This window comes from Streptococcus sp. CF10-1 (assembly GCF_024295825.1).
GTDB lineage: Bacteria > Bacillota > Bacilli > Lactobacillales > Streptococcaceae > Streptococcus.
In genome coordinates this window covers 287,888-301,425 of the sequence record NZ_JANCPQ010000002.1, presented here as the reverse complement: position 1 = coordinate 301,425, position 13,538 = coordinate 287,888, and the positions used below count along the sequence as shown (strand labels likewise).

Sequence of the window (13,538 nt, the reverse complement as noted above, 5' to 3'; positions counted from 1 at the left end):
CCTCACTTTTTGCCCAAAGCAGCCTGTTCTCGATAAAATTTTAACCAGATTTCCAACAAATGCTCCTCAGAATACTCTTTGGAGATCTCACGCGCTTTTTCTTTCAAGTCCTTTAAGGCTTCAGGGTCATTCTTGTATTCTAGGATTGCTTCTCTCATCTCGGAAACATCACTTGTAGCACGATAATTCCCATCAAGAATAACCTTATACAGATCCAAATCTCTTAACATAATAGGAGCCTCGCAACTAGCGGCCTCTAAGATGGTCATAGGGAATAATTCATTGTAACTTGGTAGCAAGAACAGATCCGCCATAGCGTAAAGTTCCCGCATCCGTTCGGGTGACACAATTCCAGGGAAAATAAGATTTTTTGGTGGATTGTCCATTATCTTCTTGTAGCGTTCATAACCATCTGTCATCCCACCAAATGAAAAACCACCTGCCCAGATAAAGGTAATTTCTGGCAATTCCTCAGCAAGACGGATAAAGTCATCAATTCCTTTACGTTTCTGAACCTGACCCGCACCGATTACGACAAACTGATCTTCCGCAAGATCCATTTCCTTCCGGAGTTGTGCAACCTGTTCAGCTGGTAATGGATGCCATTTTTCTTTGTTTACAAAGTTTGGAATATAAGTTACTTTTTCACGCGGAATACCAGCAGCCACTAAATCCTCGATAAACATGGGATTGACCACCACTAAGTGTTCCATTCGGTTATAAAAGGAAAAAACATAGCGTTTGACAATTCCTTTTAGGAAAAATGGAATCTTCAAACTCCCCTCAAGCGTATCAGGCAAAAAATGCACATAACCAATTTTTCTCCCAGATCGCTTCTTTTGAAATGTAGATAAATAATAAGGGAAATCAATGGTATGAAAGTGAGTTACATCTGCCTCAACAGGAAGATTTTCCGTAACAATCAACTGGTCTTTGGCATCACGGTGAAGGAGACTAACCAATTCTCGATAAGCTCCTGACACTCCTTGACCAGCTACTTTTTCACTTGAACTTAGCATATTAATACGCAATTTTTCGTTTTCCATACCTTTCATTATACCATTTTATTTCCAGAAAATCAGCAAAAGAAAGAAGAGACCAAAGGAAAAAGGATAAAATTACCTTATTTTCCAATCGTCTCTCTCATTTTTTTAGTCTTTATTTAATTCCTAGGGCGATACGCGCGTATCGGCTCATTTTTTCAACCGTCCAAGCTGGATACCAGACCAATTTAACTTCGGTATTAGTTACCTCAGGCACATCTGTCATCGCATCGTGTATCTGGTCTGTCAAAAGGTCAGCCAGTGGGCAGCCCATAGTTGTCAAGGTCATATCAATTTCAGTGTGACCTGTTTCACCATCAAAACGAATTTCATAAATCAAACCTAGGTTGACAATATCAATCCCCAACTCAGGGTCGATGACTTCTTCCAAGGCATTTAAAATGCGTGTTTTGATCGTTTCAATTTGCTCTTCTGTATAAGCCATGTTATTCCTCACTCTTAGTCTTCAATAAAATCACGAAGGGGTTTGCTACGACTTGGTTGGCGCAATTTTCTCAAAGCCTTGGCCTCAATCTGACGAATACGCTCACGAGTCACGTTAAAGACTTTCCCAACATCTTCAAGAGTACGCATTTTCCCATCATCTAGCCCGAAGCGCAAGCGCAAGACGTTTTCTTCACGGTCTGTGAGAGTATCCAAAACTTCATCCAACTGCTCACGCAAAACGATACGAGTTGTGTAGTCTACTGGATTTTCAATCACTTCGTCTTCGATAAAGTCCCCAAGATGACTATCGTCCTCTTCACCAATCGGTGTTTCAAGTGATACTGGTTCTTGGGCAATCTTTAGGATTTCACGGACCTTGTCAGGTGTCATATCCATACGCTCAGCGATTTGTTCAGGAGTTGGATCTTGCCCCAATTCTTGAAGGAGATTCCGCTGTTCACGGACAAGCTTGTTAATGGTTTCAACCATGTGGACAGGGATACGAATAGTGCGGGCCTGGTCAGCAATGGCACGGGTAATCGCCTGACGAATCCACCAAGTTGCGTAAGTTGAAAACTTAAATCCTTTTGAATAGTCAAACTTGTCAACAGCCTTCATCAAGCCCATGTTTCCTTCTTGGATCAAGTCAAGAAACTGCATGCCACGCCCTACGTAGCGCTTAGCAATCGAAACCACCAAACGAAGGTTGGCTTCTGCAAGACGTTGTTTGGCTTCAATATCACCAGCCTCAACTGCTAGGGCCAATTCTTTTTCCTCTTCGTTAGTCAAGAGAGGAACCACCCCGATTTCCTTCAAATACATACGGACTGGGTCATTAACCTTGGCAGAAGTTGAGCCAATCAAGTCCTCATCACTGAGTTCTGGCTCTTCTTCTGCACTAAGCACACGCGCACTTGGATTTCCTTCATTATCTGTGATAGAAATTCCAGCATCCTGAATCCGTTGCAAAAAGTCTTCAATGCCGTCTGCATCAAGGGCAAACGGAATAACCAGACTTGAATTGATTTCGTCATCTGTTGCTGTTCCTGTTTTTTTGTGGTTACGGATAAAGTCTGCTACTTGCACATCAAATGTCGTTACTTCTTTTTGTTTTGTTGCCATTATTACTCCATTCTTCTCTTTTGGGAAATCAATCGTTGCAATTCTTCCAAGGCTGTGTCTGTATCTCCTACATGACTAGCTTCCTGCACTTTCTTTTTAATTCGTAAGTTGTCCTTGCTGAGGAGGGCACGGTTTCGAGTCGCTTCGACCTCCGCTAGCTCTTGAGGCAACATCTCAGCTGGCAAATCCAAGCTAAGCACGTGGTACCAAGCATTTTCAACCTCAGGCGTCTGATGAGAAAGCTCCTCTGAGCCGATTTCTCCCTGCTCACTTAATAATTCGTAAAGAATCTGAAATTCTGGGGTATCAAAGAAAAAATCTTCTCTTAATCGGTAGTCATTTAACACAACTGGGTTCTCAGCCATCCTATAGAGGAGATGTGCCTCTGCTCTCATGACTGCTGTCAGTTGCCGCGTTACAGGTAAACTAATCGTTGCTGGAGGTTGCTCCTCTTTGACTCTTTCCTGCCTTTGAACAATTCGATTTTCATTTACTATCTGTTCCACCTGCTGGTAATCAAAAGAAGGTAGATTATCCGCCAGAATGTGGATATAAGAATTCTGGGCAGTGATAGACTTTTCTTTGGCGATTAGGGGTGCAATTATTTCAATGAACTCAATTTGCGCCTGCAAGTTATCACTATTTTCCGGCTTGAGCTGGTGAATATAGAACTCTATAGGACTGATACGAGTCTTGGTTAAAAGGTAAGCCAGGTCTTCAGCAGAATTCTTTTGCAAATACTCATCTGGGTCCATGGCATCAGGTACTCGAACAACCTCCACTGAAAAGTCTTTTAACTCCTCTAGAGCCTTGGCTGTTGCTGCCTTCCCTGCCTTGTCGCCATCGTAGCTGAGAACAATTTTTTTGGTAAAGCGTTTGAGGTGATCAACATGCTCCTTGCTTAAGGCTGTTCCCATGGAAGCTACAGCATTTTCTATACCAGCACGGTAGGCTGCAATCACATCCATGAAGCCTTCCATCAGATAGAGCTCTGTAATCTTACCTGTTCCCTTTTTTGCCTTGTCCAGATGATACAATTCGTAGCTCTTGTTAAAAATTGCAGTCGAGCGGCTATTTTTATATTTGGCAGTCTGACTATCCGTTTCTTGCCAGATACGACCTGAAAATGCAATAACCTGCCCCTTGTCATTGGTCAAAGGAAAGATGATCCGTCCAAAAAAAGTATCATAAAATTGATTACCATCTGACAGATAAAACAAGCCCGAATCCAATAAATCCTTTTCCTCAAACTTGTCAGCCAAACGTTGATAGAGATAGGTTCTCTCTGCTGGAGCTAGTCCAATCTGGAAGTGCTTCAGAACATCATCTGTCAATCCGCGTTTGTAGAGATAAGCCCTTGCTTCTTCTCCCATCTTGGTCGTCATGAGGATGGCATGGTAAAAACGGGCAGCTTCTTCATGCATATCGTATAGAGCTTGATGAGGGGAAGTTTGTTGAGGACGAGACTGTACCGGCGTAGCCAGTTGAATACCGACGCGCTCTCCTAAGAGCTGAACGGCTTCCATGAAGGACACACCTTGGTATTCTTCGATGAACTTAAAGACATCTCCTGAACGCCCACATCCAAAACAGTGATAAAACTGCTTGTCTTCCACAACGTTGAAAGAGGGGGTCTTTTCACCATGAAAAGGACAGAGCCCTAAATAGTTCCGTCCAGCCTTTTGTAAAGAAATCACATCACCTATGACTTCCACAATGTTGGCATTGTTTTTGATTTCTTCAATGACTTGCTTGTCAACCATACACAATACCTCCATCTTATCATAGTTTCACGTAAACTAGTATAGCTTATTTCTGAAAAAAAGTAAACCATTTCATACGCTTTCCGTAATTCTCTTTGCCTTATTTTTCTAGATAGAAAGAGGATATAAAAAACTCAGAAACACTTCCATGTTTCTAAGTTAATTTTCACTATTTTTTGATGATTACTTCACTCATCTATTCAAATAATTGATAGTAGTCTGAAATTTTCATCTTAGCTTTTTCTTCTTTATTGAGGTCTTGGATGATTCGTCCTTCCTTCATAACAATGAGACGATTTCCATACTTGAGAGCATCTTCCATATGGTGGGTAATCATCAAGGCTGTCAGATGATTCTTGCTGACAAACTCATCTGTTAATTCCATCAAGGCCACACTGGTCTTTGGGTCAAGAGCTGCTGTGTGTTCATCCAACAAGAGCAACTCAGGCCGCTTCAAGGTTGCCATCAAGAGACTCAAGGCCTGACGTTGTCCACCTGAAAGAAACTCAATCGGAGTGTCGAGATGTTTTTCAAGACCATTTCCCACTTTTTCAATGGTTGTCTGAAACTCTTCCCGATGGCTTGAAAGTCTTCTAGGAAGGAGTCCTCTCTTCTCACCACGAAACTTGGCAATCAAGAGATTTTCCGCTACCGTCATCCGTGGAGCCGTACCCATCTTAGGATCCTGAAAGACACGAGACAAGTACTTAGCCCGCTTTTCAGGTGAAAAATGCGTCACATCCTCACCCATGATACGGATACTTCCACTTGTTAAAGGTAAGGTGCCTGCAATAGTGTTAAAAAGAGTTGACTTTCCAGCTCCATTTCCACCTAGGATGGTAATGAAATCATGTTCGAAAATTTCAAGAGAAACATCATTCAGAATGATTTTTTCCTCATCAAAGCCATTCGTAATGACTTTGGTAGCATTTTTTAATTCTACAATTGCTGTCATTTGCTAAACTTGACTCCTTTCAGGTATTTGCTTTTGAAGGTTGGAATCATGAGACAAACTGCCAAAATTAAGGCGCTGTACAAACGAAGATAACTTGTGTTAAACCCAAGAGCAATCACTCCCCAAACGAGGAACTGATAAGCAATTGACCCCACAACGATGGTCATGAGTCGCTCTGCCAAGGTCAAACTCTTGAACAAAACCTCACCAATAATCAAGCTAGCAAGCCCTACGACAATCACGCCAATTCCTCGTGAAACATCCGCGTATCCTTCTTGTTGAGCAATTAAGGCTCCTGCAAACGCGATAATCCCATTTGAGAGAACCAAGCCCATGAGTTCCATACGACCCGTATTGATACCAAAGCTACGAGCCATATCAGGATTATCACCAGTAGCGATGTAGGCCTGACCTAGTTTGGTATCAAGGAAAAAGAGCATGAGACCAATTACAAGAGCTACAAAGATTAATCCCGTCAGGAGTTGATTGAGATCCGAATCAAAAGGCAAGACATCTTGAATTTGCTTGGTCCCAAGAAGCCCCAAGTTGGCACGTCCCATAATCATGAGCATGATGGAATAGCAGGAAGTCATGACTAGAATCCCTGATAAGAGGGTTGGGATTTTTCCTTTAGTATACAAGAGTCCCGTCGCCATTCCAGCTAGACAGCCCGCTCCTACTGCAGCTAAGGTCGCTAAAAATGGGTTGACTCCCTGTGTTATCAAGGTTACAGCTACTGCTCCTCCTAGAGGAAAAGAGCCTTCAGTAGTCATATCTGGAAAATTCAAAATTCGGAAAGTCATAAAGATTCCCAAACCTAGAATCGCCCAGACCATCCCCTGAGAAATAATGGATACTATCATAATCTTTCACTCATTTCTTTCTTTAGTAAAAATGGGAGGAGATGTGCCCAGCTCCTCCTTTATCTTTATTCAATCACTTGTCCTGCTTCTTTTAGAACGGACTCAGGAATGGTGATACCAAGTTCCTGCGCTAGTTTTTTGTTAATCACTGACTTACCAGTTGAAAAGACATTAACTGGCGTATCAGCTGGTTTTTCACCTTTCAAAACTTTGGCAATCATCTTACCAGTAGCCACTCCAAGATCGTGTTGGTCAACTACTACAGATGCTAATCCACCTGCTTCTACCATGGCAGTGGCACTTGGGTAGATTGGCTTTTTAGCTGTTTGGTTGCTTGAAACAACTGTTGAGAATGCGGATGCGATGGTGTTGTCAATTGGAACCCAAATCGCATCAACCTTACTTGTCATGACATTAACTGTTGAAGCAATTTCATTGGTTGATGGAACGGCAAATGTTTCGACTGTCAAACCTGCTTTTTCAGCATAAGCCTTGAATTCTTCAACTTGTGATTTTGAGTTATCTTCACTGCTTGAGTAGAGAGCGCCGATTGTTTTGACATTTGGTGTCAAAGTTTTAATCAATTCCACTTGTTGTTCAGCAGGGTTATGGTCTGATACCCCTGTGATGTTGCCACCTGGTTTTTTCAAATCTTTAACCAAGTTAGCACCGATTGGGTCTGTAATAGCAGCCATGATAACAGGTAGGTCTTTTGTAGCACTAGCAAGTCCTTGAGCAGCTGGTGTCGCAATCCCAACAACAACGTCGTTTCCATTTGCTACCAATTGTTTACTCATGGTTGCAACCTTGCTCTGATCGCCTTCAGAGTTCATAAAGTCGATTTTTACTTGGTCGTCCTTATAGCCTTCTTCAGCTAATCCATCTTGAATCCCTTGGTAAATCAAGTCCAAGGATGGGTGACTAACAAATTGAAGGACACCAACCTTAGCAACCTTTTGCTCTTCCTTAGCTACCGGCTTGTTCATAGATGAATAAATCAAGCTGGCCACTACCAATACTGCTAATCCAGCGACAATTCCAATCAAACGTTTATTTTTCATTTTTCTTTCTCCTTAATTCTTTTACCTTAACTTGTTAAATCACATCATCAAGCGATGCCATCGTTTAAATTCCAATATCTTTCCTCCCCATAGAAAAAGTCCTCACACAAAAAACTTGTGTGAGGACGTCGATGCGCGGTGCCACCTCAATTATAGGAAATATTCCTATCGCTCTTTCTCGCAATAACGAGTTGCACTGTAAGGTGTGCTCACCGAATTTTTATGATTTCAAATTCTTAAGTACATTCAGCCCAATTTCATCAATTTCATCTATCTGCTTTCACCAACCACAGACTCTCTAAAAAACTTCAATGATTACTTTCTGAATGTTTAAATTATATCATTTTTCAACTACTTGTCAAGGCTATTTTTAGAATTTTTTAAACAATTCAAAAACTTCCCCTTTATAAAAGAGGAAGTTTGTAGAATATCAGCCTGAATTACGTAAACCAGTTGCAATTCCGTTAATAGTTGTATGGATCAGTTTTTCTTCGTCAGCTGACAATTCGCCGCGACGTTGACGTTTGATCAACTCCAACTGGATGTAGTTCAGGATATTAAAGTAAGGCATACGATAGTTTAGACTGTCTTTTAGGTAAGAGTTTTCTGCCAAGAGTTCGTCATAACCTTCGATAGCTAAAATAACGTCCTTAGTCAACTGCCATTCATCTAAAATAGTATAGTAGATAGCTTGTACTTCTTCGTCTTCACAGAGCTTGGCATATTCAAAAGCAATGTTCATATTAGACTTAGACAAGACCATGTCTACATTGGAAAGCAAAGATTGGAAGAAAGGCCAGTTTTGGTACATGTCACGAAGAAACTCGATATTCTTCGGATCTTGATCTATAAACTCTTTAAAGCTTGATCCAACTCCGTACCATCCAGGGAACATGACACGACTTTGTGACCATGAGAAGACCCAAGGAATAGCACGCAAACCGCCAATTTCAGTGATGGTCTTACGAGCTGCTGGACGCGAACCGATATTGAAGCTTGAAATAGCCTTGATTGGACTTGATTCAAAGAAATAGTCATAGAAATGTTCATTTCCAAAGACCAAATCACGGTAGATATCATAACTACGGTCTACTACTTGATCCATGATGGCTTCGTAACGATTTGACGTATTGGTATCACTCTTCTTCTTGGTAATCATGCGGTTAATGGCTGCAGAAACCAACATTTCAAGGTTGTAATAAGCAGCGTCTTTGTTACCGTATTTGTTTCCAATGACTTCTCCTTGCTCAGTCAGACGGATACGGTCCTTAATAGACTTGAGTGGTTGAGATGTGATGGCTTCATAAGTTGGTCCACCACCACGACCCACAGTACCACCACGACCATGGAAGAAAGTAACCTTAACGCCAAATTCATCCCCAATAGCCGTCAGTTGTTGTTGCGCTTTATAGAGGGTCCAACATGATGATAGATAACCACCATCCTTGTTACTATCAGAGTAGCCAAGCATGATTTCTTGGTAGTTGTCTTTTGAAGCAATCCATTTTTTAGCCAAAGGAAGAGAGAAATATCTTCTCATGGTTTCTTCTGAGTGATCCAAATCTTCAATCGTTTCAAAGAGAGGAACAATCTGAACGCGGGCTTTTTGGGCATCCACCAAGCCGACTTCCTTAAGCATAATGGCTAGCTCTAACATATCGGATACACTGGTTGCGTGCGAAATGATGGTTTGACGAATAACATTTTCACCCAGTTTATCCTTCAACTTGCGCGCAGCTTTAAAGATAGAGAGTTCTTTTTCAAGCAGTTCTGACTTTTCAGCATGAGTCGCTGAGAGGATACGAGGGTCTTCTTCCAACTCTTTTAAGAGGAGGGTACATTTTTCGTCTTCAGAAAGGTCGCTATAATGGTCGTTAATACCAGCTGATGCTAGCAATTCAGCCACACAGGCTTCGTGAACACTAGAATCTTGGCGCATATCGATAGAAGCAAGGTAGAAACCAAAGATTTCGACAGCTTGCATCAACTCGACAAATTCTCCTGAAATCAGGTATTCTCCTTTGTTCTCAAGGAGAGAGTCGCGAATGGCCAACAAATCTTGATAAAATTCATCTGCAGTGGCATATCTAGGTTGAAGGTCCTTGTCTTCAATGAGATAAGCCTTGGTTGCCTGCATCTTAGCTTGGACGTCAAAGAGGGCACGACGATAGAGTTCTTTTTCGCGATAAATGGAGTTATCCTGTGACTTCAGCGCCATCTCACGAACCTTATCACTGACATTCACAATACTGGTTGAAAGTGAGAATTCGCGATAAAGATTATAAATCTTTTCATCATAGTAGTTCATGATAACTTCGCACTGAGTCAAGGCTGATTTGTTTAGAGTTTCCGCAGTTACGAAAGGATTTCCATCACGGTCTCCTCCTATCCACATCCCCATAGTAATTGGTTTTGGATGTTGGAGCTCGATACCTTGTTCTTTAGCCAATTTTTTATACTCAGCTGTCAAACGCGGAACAGCATTCAGGAAAGAACTTTGGTAATACTCCATCACGTTGGTGATTTCGTTGGTTACTTTCAATTTCTTCTCACGAATCATGTCCGTTTGCATGATAATTTCAATGTAACGACGGAGATCTGTATGCCATTTTTCTTTATTAATCAAGCCAAGTTTGACATCACGGTACTTGCGCAAAAGCGTATGGATATGGTTGGTCAGATCCAGCATACTCTTGCGCTGTACTTGCGTTGGATGGGCGGTTAAGACAGGAACGACATTTAACTTTTCTAAAATTTCGGCTGCATTTTCTTTTTCAGCTACCATCTTAATCGTTGTAGATAGTTTCCCTAGATAGTCTTGGTCCACATTGTTTTGGTGATTGATTTCATAGGCCAAATCCACATCCTCAGAGATATTAATCAAAAGTGGAAGGATAGAGAAATAGCGTGAAATGTAAATCATTTCTTCATTCGAAAGACTGGTCACTAGGTCATTGAGCCCTTGATAATTCTCACTAGTTGATAATTCCTTCAACTGGATAATCTTTTCAAAGGTTTCTGGCGCTAGCATATTTTTTGTGATATCTTCTAATAGCTCAGTCAGAATCAAGACTTCTTCTTGGACTACTGCTTTATTACTATAGTTTTCTAATTTTTGAAGAGACATATACTTTCCTTTCCATTCAATCCTTACAGATTTTCATCGGTTTGATTCTCGTATTCTCTGATAAGTTTGGCACGTTTTTCGCTGGCATCAATGTTTAGTACAAGCGCGATGGCCACGGATAATACCAGTAGACTGTTCCCACCTTGTGAAAGGAAGGGGAAGGTTACCCCTGTAGAAGGAATCAACCCTGAAATCCCACCGATATTGACAAAGACCTGAACAAGGATCATTCCTCCGACACCAATAGCAACCATGGAGTTAAAGGGGTCCTTTGCTCGAATACCAACCAAGATGATTCGCAAAATCAAGAAGAAGAGTAGAGCCAAAATCATACTGGCTCCTACGAATCCAAACTCCTCGATGACAATCGAAAAGACGAAATCCGTATGGGCTTCTGGCAGATAACCACGCTTCTCGATAGAATTCCCCAGTCCCAGTCCGAACCAGCCACCATTTACCATTGCATAGTAAGAATTTGCGAGCTGGTGTCCTGCACCTGCCAAGTCATTAAAGGGATTAAAGAAGGCACTAAAACGTTTAGCAACGTAACCAAATACAGGAATTTGAGAGAACTTTTCAACCCCAACAAAGCGAATGACAGACAAGACTAACATTGAGCTCCCTGCCAAGAGAGCCAGAATGGTCGAGAACCAACGATAGGCGATCCCACTAACCGTATACATGATGAGCGCCACCAAGACCAAGATGGTCGCATTTCCCAAGTCTGGGAAAATTCCCAAACTACCAATCAGAACCAGCAGAACAAAACGCCAGTCGTTAAAAGCTCGAGGTAGCCACTGATTCTGTGTCAAAACCTGGAAGTCATAAACCGCAATCTCATCCTGTTGTTTTGAAAATCGATGTGCCAGGTACCAGATGATGATAATCTTAAGGTACTCTGCAGGCTGAATCGTTACAGGTCCTACAGAAATCCATCCGTATGCTCCATTGACAGGTGTTCCGACCAGTCGCGCCAGAGCTAAAAGAACCATCTCCACAATCATTACGATAAAAATAAGACGTCCGTTTCTTAGGAAACCTAATTTTAATTTATAGATTAAGGCAATCAGAATCAAACTAGCTATCCAGAAGATCCCCTGGTTACGCACCAATTGAAAGGCGCTTTTTCCTTCTTCAATCAAGGTTGCACTCGTTGTCGAGTACACCACAATCAGTCCCAAAATCGATAAAAGGAAATAAGGAATCAAAATGGAATAGTTTAGTAGGTGCCTTTTACTAATTTTCATATTTCACCACTCTAATAGGAACAGACGCTTCTGTTCCCAATTCCGTTTTATTTTCTAGTTTTGATTGCTATTATACCACTTTTTCAGAAAGAAAAAAACTCTTATCCTTTAATCCTTCGAATTTTACTCATTTTCTAGTATCAGGTATAAAAAAACAAATCTCTTTTGAGATTTGTTTTTTGCTTTCTTAGTTAGATGAAGAGCTGCTGCTTGAGCTTGAGTCACCACCACCGATGTATTGGGTGAAGATGTTTTGGAAGGCTTGGTCTTTAACCTTGATGTTTGCTGCTTGTAATTCTTTACCAATTACTCCTTGAACAAAGGCTGAATCATTTTGTTTTTGAGTCAAGATAATGGTCTTCAATTTTTCTTTGTAATCCTCTATATTAGAAGATTTTTCTGTTTTCTTCGTTACTTTGATGATGTAGAACTGACTGCTGTAGGCTTGTGTTCCAGTAGCTGTAATCACATCAGAAACCCCGTTCACATCCAAGGCAAAGGCTGCTTTCTTGACTTGTTCTGGAAGTTCTGTAGAAGCAGAGTCAAAAGTGATTTCTCCACCATTTTCTTTTGTTTTGTCGTCGTTAGAGTTGTCTTTTGCCAACTGAGCAAAATCTGCACCTTCTGCTTTAGCTTTCTCAAGTACTTCTTTTGCCTTGTCTTCATTATCCAAACGGATGATTTGAGCTGTTACATCTGGTGTGTAAGACTCAAAAGCTTTTTGGTAAGCTTCGTCTGTCAACTCACTCTCAGCAGCCTTCTTAACTGCCAATTCAACCAATTTGCTGGTACGGATTTGAGCTTTACGAGTCTCAGGTGTCATACCTGCACGTTGAAGCACGCTGTTGTAGCTATTGCCGTATTTCTTTTGTTCTTCAGCAACAGCATCATCCACATCTTTATCCGTTACTTCTGATCCATATTGTTGTTCAAATACTTTTTGGATGGTCATATTGAGCAAGACTTGTTGCGCAGTTGGATTGTTCTTTACTTCTTCAAAGAATTGATGCTCTGTAATCACATCGCCCTTCATGCTGATCAAATCTTTTCCTTCAGAACTGTTTGAACAAGCTGCAAGTGTTGCTACTGATAAAAGTGTGATGGCTCCTGCCATAAGTTTTTTCTTCATTTTTACTCCTTTTACGGTAAGTGTTACCTTATCTATTTTACTATAATTTCTTAAATTTTTCTGAAAATCATTCGCTCTCAGGAAGCTCTACTTCTGCTAGATTTTTTCTTAGCATGAGAATGCCGTCTCCAAGTGGAACTAGAGTCGCTGTTAGACCTGGATTGTCCAAAGTTGCGTCGAAAAGTCTTTGCAAACCTCGGTAAATGGTTCGTTGACCACGGCGGACTTCCATGATGTCCTTGGCAACATCTCCTCCTTGGAAAATATCATCCAAGACCACTACTCCACCAACTTCCAAGTGCTTGAGGATTTCAGGCAGAAAGACGATGTACTTGGACTTGGCCGAATCCATAAAGACAAAGTCATAAGTTTCTGTCAAAGTAGATAAAACATCGACTGCATCTCCCTCTAAGAGGGTGATTTGCTTACGCCTGTCAAACTGGGCAAAGTTTTCCTTGGCAAAACCAATCATCTCAGGATTACGGTCAATCGTTGTAATCTTGGCATCTGGCGCATGTTCCGCCATCAAGAGTGCTGAAAAACCGATAGCCGTCCCAATTTCCAAAATGTTCTTAGGTTGCATGGTCTCCATGAGAAATCGAAAATACACGACCGTTTCATGGGGAATAATGGGAATGTTTTCCTTACGAGCGAAGGTCTCCAATTCTTTCAGGGAGCCTGTCACCTGCTTTTGACGCTGGCGCATGAGTTCTACGATTTCTTCCTTGACGACGGGGCGACGCATATTGTGATTGGCATTTTTACTATAAGACTCTACCAT

General features: G+C 41.4%; 11 protein-coding genes and 1 other annotated feature. All 11 genes read right to left on the bottom strand.

Annotation, left to right across the window (positions count from 1 at the left end; genetic code table 11):
- Positions 1–2 precede the first annotated feature (2 nt).
- Positions 3–1,046, bottom strand: coding sequence for a glycosyltransferase family 4 protein (locus NMM25_RS03900; protein WP_025171818.1), 1,044 nt, complete (start codon positions 1,044–1,046; stop codon positions 3–5).
- A 112-nt stretch (positions 1,047–1,158) separates the two neighbouring features.
- Positions 1,159–1,488 carry a metal-sulfur cluster assembly factor gene (locus NMM25_RS03895; protein WP_000331930.1) on the bottom strand — a complete coding sequence of 110 codons (330 nt, stop codon included), beginning with the start codon at positions 1,486–1,488 and terminating at the stop codon, positions 1,159–1,161.
- Positions 1,489–1,502: 14 nt separating this feature from the next.
- Positions 1,503–2,612, bottom strand: coding sequence for an RNA polymerase sigma factor RpoD (gene rpoD, locus NMM25_RS03890; RefSeq protein ID WP_254736020.1), 1,110 nt, complete (start codon positions 2,610–2,612; stop codon positions 1,503–1,505).
- Between the two features lie 2 nt (positions 2,613–2,614).
- Positions 2,615–4,375, bottom strand: coding sequence for a DNA primase (dnaG, locus tag NMM25_RS03885; protein WP_254736019.1), 1,761 nt, complete (start codon positions 4,373–4,375; stop codon positions 2,615–2,617).
- A 196-nt stretch (positions 4,376–4,571) separates the two neighbouring features.
- On the bottom strand, positions 4,572–5,330 hold the full coding sequence (locus tag NMM25_RS03880) for an ABC transporter ATP-binding protein (RefSeq protein WP_254736018.1): 759 nt from the start codon (positions 5,328–5,330) through the stop codon (positions 4,572–4,574).
- A complete protein-coding gene (locus tag NMM25_RS03875; protein ID WP_254736017.1) occupies positions 5,327–6,193 on the bottom strand; it encodes an ABC transporter permease in 867 nt (288 codons plus the stop codon). The genes NMM25_RS03880 and NMM25_RS03875 overlap by 4 nt, the downstream gene beginning before the upstream one ends.
- Positions 6,194–6,258: 65 nt before the next feature.
- Positions 6,259–7,254, bottom strand: a complete 996-nt coding sequence (gene trpX / locus NMM25_RS03870; protein WP_198459717.1) for a tryptophan ABC transporter substrate-binding protein — start codon at positions 7,252–7,254, stop codon at positions 6,259–6,261.
- A gap of 118 nt (positions 7,255–7,372) precedes the next feature.
- Positions 7,373–7,588: a binding site (T-box leader), on the bottom strand.
- A 96-nt stretch (positions 7,589–7,684) separates the two neighbouring features.
- Positions 7,685–10,381, bottom strand: coding sequence for a phosphoenolpyruvate carboxylase (gene ppc, locus NMM25_RS03865; protein WP_254736016.1), 2,697 nt, complete (start codon positions 10,379–10,381; stop codon positions 7,685–7,687).
- A gap of 23 nt (positions 10,382–10,404) precedes the next feature.
- Positions 10,405–11,628 (bottom strand): FtsW/RodA/SpoVE family cell cycle protein, encoded by a 1,224-nt coding sequence (locus tag NMM25_RS03860; protein ID WP_000703342.1) that lies wholly within the window; start codon positions 11,626–11,628, stop codon positions 10,405–10,407.
- Positions 11,629–11,815: 187 nt separating this feature from the next.
- Positions 11,816–12,757, bottom strand: a complete 942-nt coding sequence (prsA, locus tag NMM25_RS03855) for a peptidylprolyl isomerase PrsA (RefSeq protein ID WP_254736015.1) — start codon at positions 12,755–12,757, stop codon at positions 11,816–11,818.
- Between the two features lie 67 nt (positions 12,758–12,824).
- On the bottom strand, positions 12,825–13,538 hold the full coding sequence (locus NMM25_RS03850) for an O-methyltransferase (protein WP_254736014.1): 714 nt from the start codon (positions 13,536–13,538) through the stop codon (positions 12,825–12,827).

Bases quoted from the DNA above. Each gene is read 5' to 3' on its own strand.
- dnaG (WP_254736019.1), bottom strand. From the start codon at position 4,375: ATGGTTGACAAGCAAGTCATTGAAGAAATCAAAAACAATGCCAACATT.
- NMM25_RS03880 (WP_254736018.1), bottom strand. From the start codon at position 5,330: ATGACAGCAATTGTAGAATTAAAAAATGCTACCAAAGTCATTACGAAT.
- NMM25_RS03850 (WP_254736014.1), bottom strand. From the start codon at position 13,538: ATGGTAGAGTCTTATAGTAAAAATGCCAATCACAATATGCGTCGCCCC.
- prsA (WP_254736015.1), bottom strand. From the start codon at position 12,757: ATGAAGAAAAAACTTATGGCAGGAGCCATCACACTTTTATCAGTAGCA.
- ppc (WP_254736016.1), bottom strand. From the start codon at position 10,381: ATGTCTCTTCAAAAATTAGAAAACTATAGTAATAAAGCAGTAGTCCAA.
- NMM25_RS03895 (WP_000331930.1), bottom strand. From the start codon at position 1,488: ATGGCTTATACAGAAGAGCAAATTGAAACGATCAAAACACGCATTTTA.
- NMM25_RS03900 (WP_025171818.1), bottom strand. From the start codon at position 1,046: ATGGAAAACGAAAAATTGCGTATTAATATGCTAAGTTCAAGTGAAAAA.
- trpX (WP_198459717.1), bottom strand. From the start codon at position 7,254: ATGAAAAATAAACGTTTGATTGGAATTGTCGCTGGATTAGCAGTATTG.
- rpoD (WP_254736020.1), bottom strand. From the start codon at position 2,612: ATGGCAACAAAACAAAAAGAAGTAACGACATTTGATGTGCAAGTAGCA.
- NMM25_RS03875 (WP_254736017.1), bottom strand. From the start codon at position 6,193: ATGATAGTATCCATTATTTCTCAGGGGATGGTCTGGGCGATTCTAGGT.
- NMM25_RS03860 (WP_000703342.1), bottom strand. From the start codon at position 11,628: ATGAAAATTAGTAAAAGGCACCTACTAAACTATTCCATTTTGATTCCT.